Origin of the sequence: Mucilaginibacter sp. dw_454 (assembly GCF_018449775.1) — a bacterium.
In the GTDB taxonomy this organism is placed as follows: domain Bacteria; phylum Bacteroidota; class Bacteroidia; order Sphingobacteriales; family Sphingobacteriaceae; genus Mucilaginibacter.
The window spans coordinates 308,930-326,578 of the sequence record NZ_JAAVVB010000003.1; the positions used below are offsets into that span (position 1 = coordinate 308,930).

Annotated in this window: 11 protein-coding genes; 6 read left to right on the plus strand and 5 right to left on the minus strand. The window is 43.6% G+C overall.

The window, feature by feature from the left end; translation table 11 throughout:
• Positions 1-3 precede the first annotated feature (3 nt).
• Both HB679_RS11840 and pgi read right to left on the minus strand, forming a co-directional pair.
• On the minus strand, positions 4-357 hold the full coding sequence (locus tag HB679_RS11840) for a transposase (protein WP_214072193.1): 354 nt from the start codon (positions 355-357) through the stop codon (positions 4-6).
• A 367-nt stretch (positions 358-724) separates the two neighbouring features.
• Positions 725-2,371: a glucose-6-phosphate isomerase gene (pgi, locus tag HB679_RS11845; protein ID WP_214072194.1), complete on the minus strand. Its 1,647-nt coding sequence runs from the start codon at positions 2,369-2,371 to the stop codon at positions 725-727.
• 252 nt (positions 2,372-2,623) lie between these two features.
• Between pgi and HB679_RS11850 the strand changes: the two genes are divergently transcribed.
• From HB679_RS11850 to HB679_RS11870, 5 genes are all read left to right on the plus strand, one after another.
• Complete coding sequence (locus HB679_RS11850; RefSeq protein ID WP_214072195.1) at positions 2,624-3,055, plus strand: hypothetical protein; 432 nt, start codon at positions 2,624-2,626, stop codon at positions 3,053-3,055.
• A 112-nt stretch (positions 3,056-3,167) separates the two neighbouring features.
• A protein-coding gene (prfB, locus tag HB679_RS11855; RefSeq protein ID WP_214072196.1) for a peptide chain release factor 2 occupies positions 3,168-4,257 on the plus strand; the annotation gives its coding sequence in 2 pieces (ribosomal slippage) (positions 3,168-3,227 and positions 3,229-4,257; 1,089 coding nt in all).
• 758 nt (positions 4,258-5,015) lie between these two features.
• The gene (locus HB679_RS11860; RefSeq protein ID WP_214072197.1) at positions 5,016-5,924 is read left to right on the plus strand and encodes an alpha/beta hydrolase; all 909 of its coding nucleotides are present in this window, start codon (positions 5,016-5,018) and stop codon (positions 5,922-5,924) included.
• Between the two features lie 159 nt (positions 5,925-6,083).
• Positions 6,084-6,986 carry an alpha/beta hydrolase gene (locus tag HB679_RS11865; protein WP_214072198.1) on the plus strand — a complete coding sequence of 301 codons (903 nt, stop codon included), beginning with the start codon at positions 6,084-6,086 and terminating at the stop codon, positions 6,984-6,986.
• Positions 6,987-7,035: 49 nt separating this feature from the next.
• Entirely contained in the window at positions 7,036-7,515 is a 480-nt protein-coding gene (locus HB679_RS11870) for a universal stress protein (protein ID WP_214072199.1), read from the plus strand.
• A 75-nt stretch (positions 7,516-7,590) separates the two neighbouring features.
• Here HB679_RS11870 and HB679_RS11875 read toward each other — a convergent pair whose 3' ends face one another.
• Positions 7,591-8,880 carry an HAD-IB family phosphatase gene (locus HB679_RS11875; protein ID WP_214072200.1) on the minus strand — a complete coding sequence of 430 codons (1,290 nt, stop codon included), beginning with the start codon at positions 8,878-8,880 and terminating at the stop codon, positions 7,591-7,593.
• 190 nt (positions 8,881-9,070) lie between these two features.
• Between HB679_RS11875 and HB679_RS11880 the strand changes: the two genes are divergently transcribed.
• Positions 9,071-9,769, plus strand: a complete 699-nt coding sequence (locus tag HB679_RS11880; RefSeq protein WP_214072201.1) for a DUF4136 domain-containing protein — start codon at positions 9,071-9,073, stop codon at positions 9,767-9,769.
• A gap of 186 nt (positions 9,770-9,955) precedes the next feature.
• On the opposite strand, the gene HB679_RS11885 is transcribed toward HB679_RS11880, so the two are convergent.
• Complete coding sequence (locus HB679_RS11885; protein ID WP_214072202.1) at positions 9,956-17,131, minus strand: T9SS type A sorting domain-containing protein; 7,176 nt, start codon at positions 17,129-17,131, stop codon at positions 9,956-9,958.
• A gap of 284 nt (positions 17,132-17,415) precedes the next feature.
• Entirely contained in the window at positions 17,416-17,634 is a 219-nt protein-coding gene (locus tag HB679_RS11890; protein ID WP_214072203.1) for a hypothetical protein, read from the minus strand.
• Positions 17,635-17,649 lie beyond the last annotated feature (15 nt).

Sequence of the window (17,649 nt, forward strand, 5' to 3'; positions counted from 1 at the left end):
TGTTTATATATCTAAAATCTGCCATCCATAACGTTTGATAAATTCATCTATTTCCTGCACAAATGTTTTTGTTGCATGATGCTTTTCTTGATTTTTGATGTAGGAAACTAATTGTTCCTTTTGCGATTCACTAACCGACGCCGCGAAATAGTCATCTTGCCAGGAAAAGGTATTCGGGATGAAATTTTGTTGATTTATCCAAAAAGAAGATTCGCCTTTTAAAAGCTGAGCTATTTTGGCAATATTTTGGTCTTTTCCTAACGATATCAGGCAATGATATGTGGTCGGTGTAACCGTTAATCGCCTGTAGAAAAATGTTTTTTGCCAGGCAATTGTCGGCGATATGTTTAAATACATCGTACCTGAAATGATCTTTTAATAAGTGTTCACGATTTTTAGTAGCGAATACAATGTGTACCCAGATTCTTACGTGTGACATTGATAATAATAGGTTGTTAGAACAAGATAAGATTTTTATCTAAAAAATGAACGACTAAAGTTTGGCTAAAGCCAATATAGTTTCATTATTTGTCCGTCCCATAAATGGGACGGCAATGAATTATTATTTGAGCGGCTAATTCCTAAGGTAAAATTAGTGCTTCATTGCCGTTGGCTTTAGCCAACGGGTATTTAAAAGCGACAGATTGGCTTTAGCCAAACCATTGAAAAACAAAAAAGCGCCCCATCCAAAACAGAGCGCTTATATTATCGAAACATAAAGCTATTATCTCCAGCTTTTATACTGATTGATCAAACCATTGGTTGATGAATCATGCGAAGTTACTTTGTCGTCGTTTCTTAACTCTGGCAATATTTTACCTGCCAGTTGTTTACCCAGTTCAACACCCCATTGGTCAAAGCTGTAAATGTTCCAGATAATACCCTGAACAAATATTTTGTGCTCATACATGGCAATTAATGAGCCTAATGTGTACGGCGTGATTTTTTTAACCAAAATAGAGTTAGTTGGGCGGTTGCCTTCAAACTCTTTAAATGGTGCCAGTTTTTCAATCTCTTCCGGCGTTTTACCAGATTTCTGTAACTCGGCAACTACCTCTTCATGGCTCTTACCATTCATTAAAGCTTCGGTTTGTGCGAAGAAGTTTGAAAGCAACATAGCATGATGTTCGCCCAGGGGGTTATGTGATTGTGCAGGCGCAATAAAATCGCAAGGAATTAATTTGGTTCCCTGGTGAATCAATTGATAAAACGCGTGCTGACCATTGGTACCCGGCTCGCCCCAGATAATTGGGCCGGTTGAGTACTCGACATGCTTGCCATTACGGTCGACATGTTTGCCGTTACTTTCCATATCGCCTTGTTGGAAATAGGCCGCGAAGCGATGCATGTATTGGTCATAAGGTAAAATAGCGTTTGTTTCGGCATCAAAGAAATTATTGTACCATATGCCCACCAAGCCTAATATAGCAGGCAGGTTTTCATTGAGTTCTGTTGATTTGAAGTGGTTATCCATAGCATGCGCACCGGCTAGCAACTCTTTAAAGTTGTCAAAACCTACACTTAACGCAATGGATAAACCGATGGCGCTCCACAACGAATAACGTCCGCCAACCCAATCCCAAAACTCAAACATGTTTTTGGTATCAATACCAAATTTAGATACACCTTCAGCGTTGGTAGACAATGCGGCAAAATGCTTAGCCACGTCTTCATCTTTGCCACCACTTTTAATGAACCAGTCGCGCGCGCTATGAGCATTAGTCATGGTTTCCTGGGTGGTAAAGGTTTTAGAAGCAATCAGGAACAGGGTAGTTTCCGGATCAAGGCCCTTCAAAGTTTCCACAATATGCGTAGCATCAACGTTTGATACAAAATGCATATTTAAGTGGTTCTTGTAACTTTTCAATGCTTCAGTAACCATTACCGGCCCTAAATCAGAGCCGCCGATACCGATGTTTACCACATCAGTAATGGGTTTGCCGGTATAGCCTTTCCATGAGCCGGAGATGATAGCCTCGCTAAACTCTTTCATTTGGTTTAACACGCGATTTACATCAGGCATTACGTCTTTGCCGTCAACCAAAATAGGTGTATTACTTTGGTTACGCAAAGCGATGTGTAACACCGGGCGGCCCTCGGTAATGTTGATCACTTCGCCGCTAAACATGGCCTTTATTGCATCATTTAGTCTACACTCTTTTGCTAATTGTAGCAACAAAGCTATAGTCTCGTCAGTAATGCGATTTTTAGAGTAATCCAGTAAAATCTCGTCAAAGCGTAAAGAAAATTTAGCAAATCGCTCATTATCAGTTTCAAATAATTCTTTAAGACTTTTCGATACGACGTCGATGTAATGATCGGTTAAATATTTGTACGATTGGGTTGTTGTGAAATCGATATTTGGCAGCATAATTGGTTGTGTTTGATAAACAAAAATAGAATTTAATATTAACGCACGTATTAAATTATTAATAAGTGACACTTGTGTTATTCAACACCATTTAAAATCGCTTTGTTTTAATTTCATCTGATTGTAATAATTATAATGATGTAATAAATATTATATCATATTTTAAATTTATATTTGATATATTTGAATTGTTGATAATGATTATTGTCATTTGTCATCAATTTGTTAATCGGACTTTAAAAATGCATTGCCATGTTTGAAAAACTTTTTATGCTTGTAAAAAATAACGCCGGGACGGCAGTTGTTAACAATCCAATTATTCCTGCAAAATACCATGAAGCGGTGATCAATGAAGCATCGAGTTCCATTATCGAGGTATTAAAAGGCCAAATGGAAAACGGAAAGCTTAAAGAGATGATCAAGTATTTTCAGTATCCTGGTATTTACAGCAATCCGTTAGTTAACAGCACGGTAAATAAGTTTGCTAATAAGCTTAACGACTATTATGGTATTGAACCCGCAGAAGCTGTTATGATCGCCAAAGAGCTGATCCCGCCGGTAATGCAAGAAATGATTGAGCAATCTGCCAAACAAAATACCGATTTTACCCTAAGCAAACTGCTTTCTATGCTAAACGGTAACTACGATATGAACAATCTGCTGAGCCAGCTGGCCGTAGCATAACAATATTTAGAATTGGATTAAAAGCCTGCTTAGCAATAAGCAGGCTTTTTGCGCTTTAAGAAAGTCCTCTCCTTTGGAGAGGATTTAGGAGAGGTTTTATATATTTGCCACCATGACTAAAGAACAGATCCAGGATTTAAGGGATAGACTAATTTCCCTGAGGAGGCATCTTTGACATCGACAAGAAGCTCGATGCACTACAAAAAGAACAGGAAATAACCGTAGGCCCTCATTTTTGGGACCACCCCAAAGAGGCCGAGAAGGTTTTAGCTTCCATTAAAACTAAAAAGGTTTGGACAGACGAATACCAGAAGGTAGCATCGGTTATTGATGATGCCGGAGTGATGTTCGACTTTTTTAAAGGGGGCGACGCTACCGAGGCCGAAATGCAGGAGCAATACAACCAGGCCATTAAAGTGGTAGAGGAGCTGGAGTTTAAAAACATGCTCTCGGCCGAAGAAGACCAGTTAAATGCCGTATTGCAAATAACCGCAGGCGCAGGTGGTACCGAAAGTTGCGACTGGGCCGGCATGCTTATGCGCATGTATATTATGTGGGGTGAGAAGAACGGCTATAAGGTGACTGAGCAGGATTTCCAGGAAGGAGAGTCGGCGGGGGTTAAGACTGTTACCTTGCAGTTAGAGGGCGAGTTTGCTTACGGTTATTTAAAAGGCGAAAACGGCGTGCATCGTTTGGTGCGTATATCGCCATTCGACTCAAATGCCAAGCGCCATACTTCTTTTGCTTCGGTATATGTTTACCCTTTGGTGGATGATACTATCGAGATAGAGATCAACCCTGCTGATATTGAGTTCGAAACCTTCCGTTCTGGCGGTGCCGGCGGGCAAAACGTGAATAAGGTAGAGACTGCGGTACGGTTATACCACAAGCCATCGGGCATTATTATCAAAAACCAGGAGTCGCGCTCGCAGTTGCAGAATAAGGATAATGCTATACGCTTGTTGAAATCGCAATTGTATGAAATTGAGATGCGTAAGCGCCAGGAAGCCAGCAACAAGATTGAAGGCAACAAAAAGAAGATAGAGTGGGGTTCGCAGATCCGTAACTACGTGTTGCACCCTTACAAGCTGGTTAAAGACTTGCGTACCGATCACGAAACATCAAATGCTGCGGCGGTATTGGATGGCGATTTGAACGATTTCCTGAAGGCTTACCTGATGGAGTTTGGTGGCGATAAGTAACCTCATTACCTTATAAATAACACAAGGTCATGTTGATGCGTCAGCATGACCTTTTCTGTTAATAGGCCCGCTCCTGGCCCTGCGTGTTTTGTTTCACGTGTGTGTTAAACAGATGAAACAAGTGAAACAATATTTTTGGTTAACATTAAGAAAATCAATTATTTATAAAAATTTAGTGAAACAAAATGAAACAGTAAAAATGACTTTTAAGTCGGGTTTTGTTTCATTGTAAATCCAAATTAGTCTTCTTTTTTTCTATTTCTTAAAGCGTTAGTGATGGAAGCGGATACCGGCCTGTGAGTAAGGCCTCGCAGGCGTATGAGTGTACAGCACGGGCCGCAGGCAACGCCATTGGCAAAATTACGCAGTTCTTTCTTCACTCTGGTTGTGATCTTTCTATTATAAAACTTTTATACTTGTATAACCTTTTGTTAAAATGAGCTTATCACACACTCAAAAACGAAATATTTTTTTTCTCCTTGCGTATTATCTTTTAGGAATAGCCTTAGTGGCCTATTTTAATGAGTCGGGTAATTATAAAACAGGTCCTTGTAATCCAGGTCTGGATACAATATTCACATTCTTATATTTTTTGGTGAACTTAATTCTATTGATAATAAGCATCTTTAAAACTGTGAAAAACAGGAGTAATAAATATCTGCTGTATGTTAATTTAGGTGTAACGGCAGCGTTGGTTCTTTTTGTGGCGGTATCATGTTTGTGATACAAAACGTTTATACTTGTGTAAGCCTTTTATTATGAAACTCTTTACTGTTACTTTGTTGCTGATGACTATTGCTACGTCAACTTTTGCGCAAGGCACTGCGCCCGCAATTCCGCTTTATCCTGATGGGGTAATTAATTCAAAACCCACGCCGGCTACTTATATAGAGTCAATAACCGGCGACATGCACGTGTCTGACGTTAGTATCCCTACGCTTACGCCGTTTTTTCCCGAAAAAGGTAAAGCTAATGGCTCGGCTGTAATTATTTGCCCCGGTGGGGGATATGGCATATTGGCGATAGGCCATGAGGGCTATGCCGTAGCGAAAGAGTTCAATAAAATAGGTATTGCAGCATTTATATTAAAATATCGCCTGCCGAGCGATCTGATCATGATCAATAAAACTATCGGTCCGCTGCAGGATGCGCAAACCGCTATTATGATAGTGCGCAAAAATGCCGCGCAATGGGGCATCAATCCTCAAAAAATAGGCATCCTGGGTTTTTCGGCTGGTGGGCATTTGGCCTCGACGGCGGGTACTCACTTTAATAAACCGGTTATTGATAATCAGGGCATCAGCGTACGCCCGGATTTTATGGTGCTGGCTTATCCGGTTATTACCTTTGCCGAGGCCACTACGCACAAAGGCAGTGTTATAAATCTCTTGGGCACCATGCCAACCCAGGCACAAATAGATTATTTCAGCAATGAGTTACAGGTAGCTGCCGATACCCCGCCAACCTTCTTAATGCAGGCCGGCGACGATGGCGCGGTACCTGTTGCTAATTCTATTATGTTTTACCAGGCTTTGCAAAAGAATAAGGTAAAAACCGAGCTGCACCTGTTCCAGGCCGGCGGCCATGGTTTCGGGCTTATCAACCCTACAACTAAAGAGCTTTGGTTTGATTGGTGCGCAAGCTGGTTAAAACAAAATGGATTTTAAATCAAGTAGTTTGTCATCCTGAACGTAGTGAAGGATCTTATAAAAAAGGCAAGATAACGCGTCTATTACAAACGTATAAGATTCTTCGCTTTCGCTCAGAATGACAGACAGTTTTTAAAGTTGTATATAAATACAATGCCACCACAAAAACAATAACCAATGAAAAAACTCATCTTAACTACATTAACTTTTATAGCTGCAATAACCATATCGCATGCGCAAGAAGTAACACCTATCCCGCTATATCCTCACGGCGTACCTAACTCCAAACCAGCGCCGGCCGATTATAAGGAAACCGACAATAAAGACTGGGCCTGGAAAGTGGTAAACCCGGTATTGCTGCCTTACCCGGCCGATAAAAGTATTGCTACAGGCACTGCTGTTATTATTTGCCCGGGAGGCGGCTATGGTGGTCTGTCAATGGAAAATGAGGGTACCAACATCGCCAAAGCTTTTAACAAGATCGGCGTATCGGCCTTTATCCTGAAATATCGTTTACCAAGCGATCTGATCATGAAAGATAAAACTATCGGCCCGCTGCAAGACGCACAAACCGCTTTGCAAATTGTACGTAGTCGCGCGGCCGAGTGGAACATCAATCCATCAAAGGTGGGTATCATTGGCGCCTCGGCTGGCGGCCACCTGGCATCTACTGTGGAGACTCATTACAAGCAAGTAGTGGTGGCTGATAAAACCGTCAGCGTTCGCCCTGATTTTGCTATTCTGATGTATCCGGTAATTACCTTTGGCGATCTGGCTCACCAGGGATCAAGGGAAGCGCTGATAGGTAAAAATCCGTCACAAGAACTGATTGATCTGTACAGTAACGAAAAACAGGTTACACCGGATACGCCGCCCACCTTTATAGTGATGGCCGAAGACGACGGTACCGTACCGGTAGAGAATGCCTTGTTGTTTTATAGCGCCATGATTAAAAACAAGGTGAAAGGAGAGATGCACATTTATCAGTCGGGCGGCCACGGATTCGGTATCCACAACTCAAAAAGTACCGAGGAGTGGTTTAATTGGTGCGCCAGTTGGATGAAAGCTAACGGTTTCTAAAACATATTATGGGTAAGTAAGTTAATACAACAACCAACCGCAATCATTTATGCTCATCAAGAAAATACTTATAGGGGTAGACAACAGTAAGTTTGCCGACAATGCCGCTCAATACGGGTTCGATATCGCCCATAAATTTAAAGCCAGAGTTGGGTTGGTGCATATTGTAGAACCGGTTGTAATGCCGTATAATAATGCCACTACAGACCCAATGCTGGGAACTGCAGATTTAGGCATGGCCGATGTAGAGATCATGAATATTCAGAACAACGCTTCGAAAACGATGGTTGATGACTTTGTCAAAAAATACGGCGGCGATTTGGAAGTAACCCACTTTAACGAGTTTGGCGATACCGCCGAAGGAATTATTAATTGCGGTAATGAGTTTGGTGCCGATTTGATAGTAATAGGTACCCACAGCCGAAGCGGACTCGATCGTTTATTAATGGGCAGCGTGGCAGAGCATGTGGTGCGTCATGCTACCGTTCCGGTGTTGGTGGTGCCGTTTAATGAGGAAAGCCCCCTCTAAATCTCCCCCGGCAGGGGAGACTTTTTTCGATTCATCATTTGAAGCCCTCCCTACCGGGGAGGGTTTGGGAGGGGCTTAGTAAAGTAACCTAAACCTGATCGTGTGCTCAATAGCCTTTAGTTGCTCCAGTACATCGGTATCATAACCCGTATTCACATCGGTTATCACATAGCCAATCTGCTCGTTAGTTACCAAAAACTCGGCAACAATGTTGATGTTGTGGCGGGCAAATACATCATTAATCTTAGCCAGGATACCCGGTACATTTTTGTGAATGTGTATCAGTCTATGCGCATTGTTAACGCGTGGCGGCTGCAAGTCGGGGAAGTTACAACTGGTGTGGGTTTTACCCTCGTTCATAAAGGCAAGCACACGTTTAGGTAAAAAATCGTCGCTGCGCGGATTATGTTTAGGGTCGTCAAAAACAATAATACCTTGTTCGCAGGCTGCCTCACCCAGTTTACGGCCCACTTTACCAAAGCAGCCAATTACTTTAAGACGGCCGGCATTTTGAATTTGCTCTGGCGTAGGCTGATTTTCTTCATCGCAAAGCAGTACGCCTGCTTCGTCTAAATACTTTTCTTCAAGGCTATCGCGCTGGCGAATGTTGTATCCCTCTTTCTTCATTTGAGTCAGCGCTTCTTCTTCAACATTACCAATTACCAGGCATTTAATCCGGTTTTTAGGGTAGGATATAGCCCGTGGCAGTTTGTTGATGTATAAAAACTCGTCGAAGCTTGGGGTGATGTGATCGGCTCTTTCGGCTACAGATTTACGCTCAATATTCTCTGTAAAGGCAAAGAACTTTTTGATCATACCCGATTCCTTCAATTGGAAATCAGAATAACCATCGCCTATACCATAAATATCGCCTTCAAGTTTCAGCTCTTTTAAAAGCTTAACCTTGCCGCCTTCTTGCGATAGCGGGTTTTCGCGGTCATAACCAATGATGTTACCCTCATCGTCAAACACAAAAGTGTTAGCGTAGATATTTTCTTTTTTGATATGATACTCGGTAACTACCGGTGTAATAAATTCTTTAAATCCGCCGGAAACGATCAATACCTCATCCTGGTGATTTTTAAAAAAAATGGTATTGCGCGAAAACGAGGTAGAAACTTTTTTCTTCAGGTGCGATATCAGCTGTTTCAGGTGTTCGCGGTTGGCTTGCAGTAACTTAACCCGTTTTTCAAGGCTCTCACTGAAAGATAATTTGCCTTCCATCGAAGCGTTGGTCAGGTCTTCTATCTGCTGATATATTTTTTCCCTGTCGGGATGGCTTTTTAAAGATATGCGGGCTAGCTCATCCAGCGCCTCAACTTGTGTAAAAGTACTATCGAAATCTATTATAAAATATTGACTCATGCTGCTTAATAAAAATATCCCCTTAAGCTTAGCGGAACCGTAGGGACGACAAAAATGCAATTTTTGATTGGTTATTTGTGTTAATTTATCGTAACAATTGTTAAAGAATAACCAATCAAAAAACTTAATTTGGTATTAAACCTTTTAACTACGGCTAGTCTAATAAAATAAATAAAAAGGGTATACCGCCATGAAAAGATCGATTTATGCATTGCTGGTTATTGCAATGGTGTCAGGTTTATCAGCCTGCACAAGCTACAATTATTACACTGCGGGCTTAAACCGCACAAACCTAAGTCAGTACCGTACATTTGCCTGGATGCCCCCGGCGCGTAGCCGTAACGCAGGCGCTAATACCAGTAACGTTGCCGACGCTAAAATTAAGGATGCGGCAACAGCTGCTTTACAAAGTAAAGGCTTAACACTGAGCCAGCGTAATCCGGACTTGATTGTGAGTTACTCGACCGTAGTAGGCAAAGGTACCCGCACTTATTACTATCCAGAATATTATGGTGGTGGTTTCTATCCCGGCTTCGGCTTTGGTTGGGGCGGCTGGGGTGGTTGGGGCTGGCGCAGGCCTTACTATTACTATGGCGAACCATTTATTTACGGAGGAATGGGCGTTGGGCAAGAGCAGTATAAAGAAGGAACTTTAATTATAGATTTGATTGATCGTCATAGCCGCCAGATTGTTTGGCGGGGCTTTGGCGTAGGCGAAATGCATCACAATCCACAAAAAGATATCGAAGCTTTACCAGAAGTTGTTGCCGGTTTGCTTGACCAGTTAAGCCTGGCTCCGTCATCAGCAGCACCTGCAGGCGGGGGCCATAATAGCCGCGACCATAGAGGCAGAAGAGGTAATTATGTACCAACCAGCCAATCTATTTAATCGTCAGATAAAAATATAATGAAAAGCCCCTCTGCGTTTATTGCGAGGGGCTTTTGTTGTTCATCAGCCCCCTCTAAATCTCCCCCGGTAGGGGAGACTTAAATGTATTTATATACAAGAAAGGCCTCATATAATGAAGCCTTCCTTTTTTTTAAGCCCTCCCTACCGGGGAGGGTTTGGGTGGGGCTACAACTTAACAAAGCTGCTGCGCCCGGTGAGCGAGTTGTCTTTGGTATTAATAATCTCAATAAAGTAAGTACCCGGGGTCAGGGCGCTTACATCGGTATGCCAATCGGGCTGTGCCGAGGTTGCTGATCTTACTACAATGCCAGACGTGTTGGTAACGGTTATTTTATAATTACCGGTTATAGCAGTATTGTCTGACGCCTTAAGCGTTACGTTTAATGTATTGGCTGTTGGGTTAGGATACAGGCTTATACGGCTGTTTACAATGTTAGTGCTGCCGGGTAATGAATACATTACCGTAATTAAGTTTGAGTAAGTAACGTTGCCTAACAGATCAATTTGTTTAAGGCGGTACATGTTCTGGCCGGTAACCGGGTGTGGGTCGAGATCATTATAAGTGCCTAAACCGGCAGATGTAAGGCTGTCAAGTATTGTAAAGGTCTTGCCGCCATCCACACTGCGTTGCAGAATATATTGGGTATAGTTAACTTCGTTTTCAACCGTCCAGTTTAGTTTTACTTCTGATGTATTTTTGATTGCACCAAAGCTTAGCAGGTGCACAGCCAGGGCCGCATCTGGTTTAATTAAAAGCCTGAACCGGTTAGCGCCTGTGCTGGCAGTGTCGCTGGTTACCGCAAAATCGTAGGTTTTATTAGCCTTTAAATCCAACGAATCGCGCAGGTAAGAATCTACCAGGAAGATGTCATAAACATTCGGAATGTCAGACAATCCGGTGGCGTTAAATTTATAAACTCCGGTTGATGTTACAGCGATATTTAAAGAGATAGTTTGTGTTTGCTTAGGAAAAGGAAGCTGGTTGATAACCAGCCTTCTGCCGTCGGCAGATCTGTTTGATAAACTCACAACGCCCGATCCCTGCAGATATAAAGCATCTTCGTTAAGGGTGTAATCAGCATGTGCGGCATTGTTAAAAACAATGGCATTTTCGTCCTTATTAATAGAGTCTTTTGCCAGCTGTAAATGCATTTGGTAAGAAGCCGCAAGCGTGGTGGAGTTAAGATTAACAGCGGCGGCAGCCGGATGTGAATTTACTTTGGCAGATTCATTGAAAATTAATTGTGCACCCGTACCTGTTGCCCGTACAAAGAAGCCCTGCCCGCTTGGAATAATGTTACTGGCAGCCGAACTGCTGGGGATGCCACTGCCTGGCCCGGTAGTTAAATAAGTAACGTAGGTTTTACTTTGCGGATTGTAAACGTAAATAGTTTTATCCAGGTTCGCACCATAAATGCCGGTGCCGTTATTGGTAGTGGTATACGTGTTCCAGTCAATAGAACAGGCATAGGGGTTACCTACCAGGTTATAGCCTACGTTCCCAAACCTTGGGTCGCTTGAGCCTGAGGCCGCTGTGTATGATAAGTTAGCCCCGCCGGTAAACCATGGCGATACCACGATTTGACCCTGGTTTAACGGGCCGTTTGCGCTTGATGTTACATCATTAGGTGGATTGCTGGATACGGTAGTGTTATTACCCCTGAAAAAATACATCACCCCATTACCAACCGGTAAATTTTTATTGCCGTCTAGCGTGCCCACATTATAAGCGTTATTGATAGCAGTTATAGCTCTAAAAGTACCGGCATTAAAACTGGTAGTTGAAGGTGTTTGATCTTCGCGGTAAAGGTATAAAGTTGCATTACCCGCCGCGTCGAAACCACTGCTTGTGCCGCCGGCGCCTGTTAAATAACTACCGCCTCCCTGTAAAAACGAAAGATTAAAATAAGTATTGGGGGCACCCTGGTCTGATATTGGGGATGATACCAGTCTATATCCACGATTGGTAATGTCACCACCTCCTGTGAAAAAGGTTTGTACGTTTACAAAGCCGGTAATAGCTGCCGGTGCCGTTATTGGACCAATATTACCTGTGCCGCCAGCATTAGACAATATATCTAAATGTCCGTTAGCTGCTAACACTGCCGTGCCAGACATGGTCAGGAATCCAGCGGGGGCCAGGGCATAAGTACCCGTGTTCATAGTTTTAGTACCGCTTCCGCCAAAAGTTACGTTTCCAAATACCACACCATCGTCAGAGCTGTCATCCAGAGTTTGACTTCCTGTTCCGGTAAATTGTGCAGTGGCAAAATTGGTTAATAAATCAACGTCACCGCCAGACGATGACCAATTGCCCGTTACCGTTACAGTACCCGTAGCAAGTTTTGTACCCGATGAAGAAAACGACAGATTGCTATAGGTGCCTGCTACTACATTTACCGCGGCTGTGGTGTAATATTCAACACCCACGTTCCATGTTTTACCAGAAGGAATAGGGCTTGTTGCCGCGCTCTGTGTCCGTATAAAACCAGTGCCGGTAGCAGTAAAACCAGCGCCGATAGCCAGCGTATTAGTGTTCATATCCAGGTTGCCTGCGGTTAGCGTTAGCGCGCCGTTTAAGGTATAAGTAGATGTAGTGGCCGGTAATAATACGCTACCCGTGTTATTAATGGTAATATTATTTATAGTTGCGGGCAAACCCGTACCTGCATTTTGCGGAGCAGCAGCGCCATCATAAACAAAATTAGCTGCTGTGCCAAAGTTACGCGTGCCTGTGCTCTGGATAGACCCTGTAGCGCCTGTAGATGATATGCCATCATCATTCGCGGTTATTAGTGTGCCGCCGTTAACCAGCGTAAATGTACCGGTCGATCCATCAAGCACATTGACGTCAAAATCAACCGTTGCGTTATTATTAATGGCAAAGTTTACCCCGGTTGAAAAAGTGCCGCCGGTTTTAATGAAATTTTGCGTAGTTGTTCCTGAAAATGATATCAGATTATTAGAACCTGTTGTTTTTATTGTACCGCCTGACACATTAAAATCGCCGGTGACATTCAAATTGGCGGTTGCGCTGTTAGTGTTACTCAATAAGAAATTACCGCCGGTTTGCGTAAAGCTTTTTACCGTTACGTTAGCGGTTGAACTGGCAGCTGTAACTAATTGAAATGTAGCTGTGCCGGTTGACGCGATAGTTAAATTATTCATCGATGCCGTGACTGTGCCAAGTGCTACGCCATTTGTAATGTTTTGGTTAGGGCAGTTCCAGATAAAGTTGCCAAAAGCCTGGCCGCCTCCGCCTATAGTGCCTGTATAGCTGGTGTAGCCAATGATCTCGCAGGTTGAACCCTGATCCCAGGTAGCAGTAGGGATAGTACCGGCAGTTGACGTGAAATTATGCTGATAATCGCCATCACTTTCAAACTTCAGCGTTCCTGTAGTGGTAATTGAGCCAGCGTTTACAATCGTACCGTGAACGTCTGCTCCTCCGCTACTAATAGCTAAGGAGCCTGCAACCGTAATCGTTCCACCATTATCTACCACCAGGCTGTTTGCAGTACCTGTTGTAGCGGCAAGGACATTTACAGTAAGCCCATTTTGAATTTCAACGCCACCCGCGCTTGCACCCGGTACCAATGTAGAGGTTTGCCATCCGCCGGTGCCGGTTGTAGAGCTTTCCCAAATAGAAGCATCTGTCCAATCGCCCGAATTTGCGTTTCTAAAATGGTCGGTAGCTACAGTTGGAGGCACACTAACAGGTACACTAACGGTATTTGTTATAGCCCCGCTGGTTGCGGTTAGCGTGGGTAATGGGGTTGTTGATGTACTAACAATTTTTACATTCAAGGTTTTAGTACCGGCTACCAGCGCTGTAGGGGCAGGTAAAGTTGCTCCCCCGTCTGACGTTGTCATGGTGAAAGTGTTGGTATTGGTATTAATTAAGTTGTAATTAGCATCTACCGCATTTACTGTAATATTAAAAGCCGTGCCCCGGGCAGGCGGGTTGGCGGCGCCAGACTTGCCGTCAGATGTTCCGGGTTTGGCCGTCTCTCCGGGTAATAATATCTGAAGTTGCGCAAAAACACCGGCTACAACAGTAACAGAGGTGCCTGTGCTGCTGCTTTTGGTTCCATCTGTAACATCTTTAGCCACTACGTTTCTACCCGCGCCGGCAGTCTTAAAAGTAACGCTGAATGTTTTAGTTCCTGCAACTAAAGCAGTATTTCCCGGCAAAGCCGCATTAATATCTGTTGTCGAAGTTATGCTCACTACATCGGTAGGCGTGTTAAGTATGTTCCAGGCCGCATCTACCGCATATATGGTAACATTAAAAGGGGTACCCGCGGTTTGCGGTGTTGTTGCGGTGCCCGATTTGCCCGTAGTTGTACCCGGTGCAGAAATTTCTCCCGGCATCAACAATAACAACTTGGCAAAAACGCCTGAATTTACTGTAATACTAGATGTGGTATAAGGCGTTTTGGTAATATCAGCGTCGGTTGCAGTAACGGTTGTAGTACCTATAGTTTTTAACGTCAATGAAAAAGTTTTCCCACCCGTTACTAACGCAGCAGCTGCCGGTGGGGTAGCCGCTGCATCTGTTGTTGTAAGCGTTACTACATCCGTAACCGTGGTAACCCTGTTCCAATTAGCGTCAACCGCATAAACCGTTACATTGAATGCTTTGCCTGCTGCCTGTATAGTAGGCGTACCTGATTTACCGGTTGCAGTGCCGGGTTTTGCAGTTTCTCCGGCAGTTATGGCCAGTAGTTGTACAAAAGCCCCAGGCGATACTGTAGTATTAGGACTAGCGTTGGCTGTACGCGTGGTATTGGTGATATCAGATGCCGTAACTTTTCTTGTCCCGGATGTTTTAAATGTGTAGGTAAATGTCTGCGTGCCTGAAACCAAAGCCGCAGTGGCCGGATTAGTTGCGTTAGCATCAGTAGAAGTTATACCTACCACGTCATTAGCTGTCGTTATAATGTTCCAGTTTTTATCAACAGCGTTTACTGTAACAGTAAATGCTGTACCTGCTATTTGAGCAGTTGGAAGTGCACTGGTCTTTCCCGTTGTGGTGTTTGGTGCAGCTACTTCGCCGGGCATTAATAATTGTAATTTAGCAAAGGTACCCACCGTAACGTTGAAATTGGGGCTAGTATAGGCAGTCATCCCGCTATTGGTATTATCTACGGCCTGCAATGTGGCTGTTGTCGTCGGGGTTTTTAAAGTTACCGAAATTGTTTTTGTACCGGCTGCCATGGTTCCGGTGCTAGCCGGGTTTGTTAAAGCAGGATCATTGGATACGATATTAATCACGTCAGTTACAGCAACAGGGTTTACGGTGGTAACTGCTGATATTCTGTTCCAGTTAGCATCTACCGCATTTACAATAACATTGAAAGCGGTACCCGATGCTCTATCGGTAGGTGTGCCGCTTTTGCCGGTTGCGGTACCCGGTGCAATAGCCTCGCCGGGTAATATCAACAGTAGCTTAACAAAAGCACCCGGTATTACCGCTAACGATGCTGTAGAGATTGTTTTTGCTGCGGTTGCATCGGTTGCCGTAATTTTATAGCTACCGGCAGTTTTAAAAGTAAAACTAAAGGTACCCACGCCAGCCGAAAGTGCTGCACTTGCAGGCGGCGTTGCATTCAGGTCGGTCGAAGTTATAGCAACGTTATCAGTAATTGATGTTACGGTGTTATTACCGGCATCAACTGCGTATACGCTGAAATTAAACGCCGTACCTGCAACAGGTATGCTTGGCGCACCGGTTTTACCGGTAGTTGTTCCCTGTACAAACGTTTCGCCGGGCAGCACGGTTAATAAATTGGCAAAAGCGCCCAGGTTTACAGTTATTTGTGCGCTGGTGTTGGTTTTAGTGCCATCGGTATTGTCGGTAATTGTAATGGTAGTTGTGGTGCTTACTGCTCTTAAAGTAACAGTAAAGGTTTTAGTGCCGCTTGCTAAATTGGCACTGGCGGGCGAATAAGTAGCACCGGCATCAGTCGACGAAGGTGTAAGCGCATCAGTAACCGAAGTTACTTTATTCCAGTTTGCATCAACAGCGTTTACTATAACGGCGGTGTTGGTACCTGCATTTATAGCCGTTGGTGTACCGCTTTTACCAGTGACTGTACCAGGTTGGGCGGTTTCGCCTGTAAGCAAAATCTGCAGCTTGGCATAAGCTCCGGGCACTACCGTAACGCTAGATGAAGTCCCGTTTTTGGTGCCGGTGGCTGTAACCGATCTGGTAGTAGTGGCTGTTTTTAAGGTAACACTAAAAGTTTGTGTACCTGCAGCCAGGGCAGCACTAGCCGGCAACGCAGCATTAGCATCGTTTGAAGTAATAGTTACACTTTCGGTAATTGATGTTACCGTATTAAATGCAGCATCAACCGCATATACGGTAGCATTAAACGCTGTTCCGGCTGTAGGCGAGGTGGCGGTGCCACTTTTTCCGGTAGCTGTGCTGGGTTGATAAGTTTCGCCTGGTAATATTACCAGCAATGTGTTGTACGCACCCACATTTACCGTAATTGCCGGGCTGGTGTTAGCAGTTTTGGTGCCATCAGTGGCGTCTGTAGCTGTGACGGTATTAGTGGTTCCGGGCGTTCTGGCCGTAAAAGAAAATGTTTTTGTGCCGGCGGCTAGATTTGCGTTTGCCGGCAAAGCTGCATTAGGGTCAGCTGCAGTAACATCAGTAATAGCAATATTATCTGTTGAGCTTACTACGTTCCAATTTGCATCAACAGCGTTTACAGTAAGTGTAATGGCCGTTCCGGCCGACACCGCCGATGGTGTGCCGGTTTTACCTGTTGTTGAACCCGCAGAAGCAGTTTCACCAGGCAATAACAATTGCAGTTTTGCAAATGTACCTGCAACCTGCGACAAAGCCCCCACGTTGGCAGCAGTTGTTAACCCAACAACACTGGTGGATTGAGCCGTTATATTGATTGATGCAATTGGTTTTCTGATGGTGCCTTGAACCGGTAAGCCGGTTATGGTTATGCCATTGGTTGTGCTTGCGGCCGAGTTAGTATACGTTATTATCAGCGTGCCGCTTGAAACAACTTGAGTTACTATAGTAATATTGCCGGTACCGGTTACCAGGCCGGTTGCACCAGCCTGAAATTGCCAGTTAGCAGGTGCGGTTAAAGTTATGGTGCCTCCAACCAGCGAAAAATCATTTGCAGCCCCCGAAGCAATAGTAATTGTGCCTAATGCGGTGTAAGCGGGTGTTGCAAGACTGCCTGAGGCTTTGTCTGCAGATATATTGGTGCCACCTGTAGCCTGAGTAATACCTACAGTTGCAAAAGCGTGCAGGCAAATTAAACTTAAAGCAAAGAATATAGATAAAAACTTATTAGGGGTATACATACTTTTCTATAAAGCAACCACGGTCCATACAACGTATGGTTGTAACATGGTTTTGTGCCATAATAATACAGATTTTTTGCTTATAAAAAACTGACTTAGAGTAAATTAATTTTTTACGATAAAAAAATAATTTTTATGATAGTGATTTTCAAAAAAAATGTGAGGTATTTTAAATGGATAAAATGACAAAAGCCATCTGCAACAGAATGGCTTTTTAAAGTGAAATTGAAAATATTGTTGTTAAACTTTCTTGATCAGAAAAAATTAACCAGTTTTTGCAGATACTATTTATCAGAAAGTTTTACAGCGTTTGTTTGCTTTTTGTATAAGTGTACAGTAGTAATAATTAAAGCAAGCGCAGCAAAAAAAACAACCCAGGTATCAATTGGGCAGGGGCCATCATCAATATCCCCGTCGGTACCACAGGTAGGGGTACCAATCTGCGCAAATAACGTGACAGCGCTAAAAAGGAATAATATAGTTAAAAGAAATTTTCTTTTCATTTTGGCTATTATCAG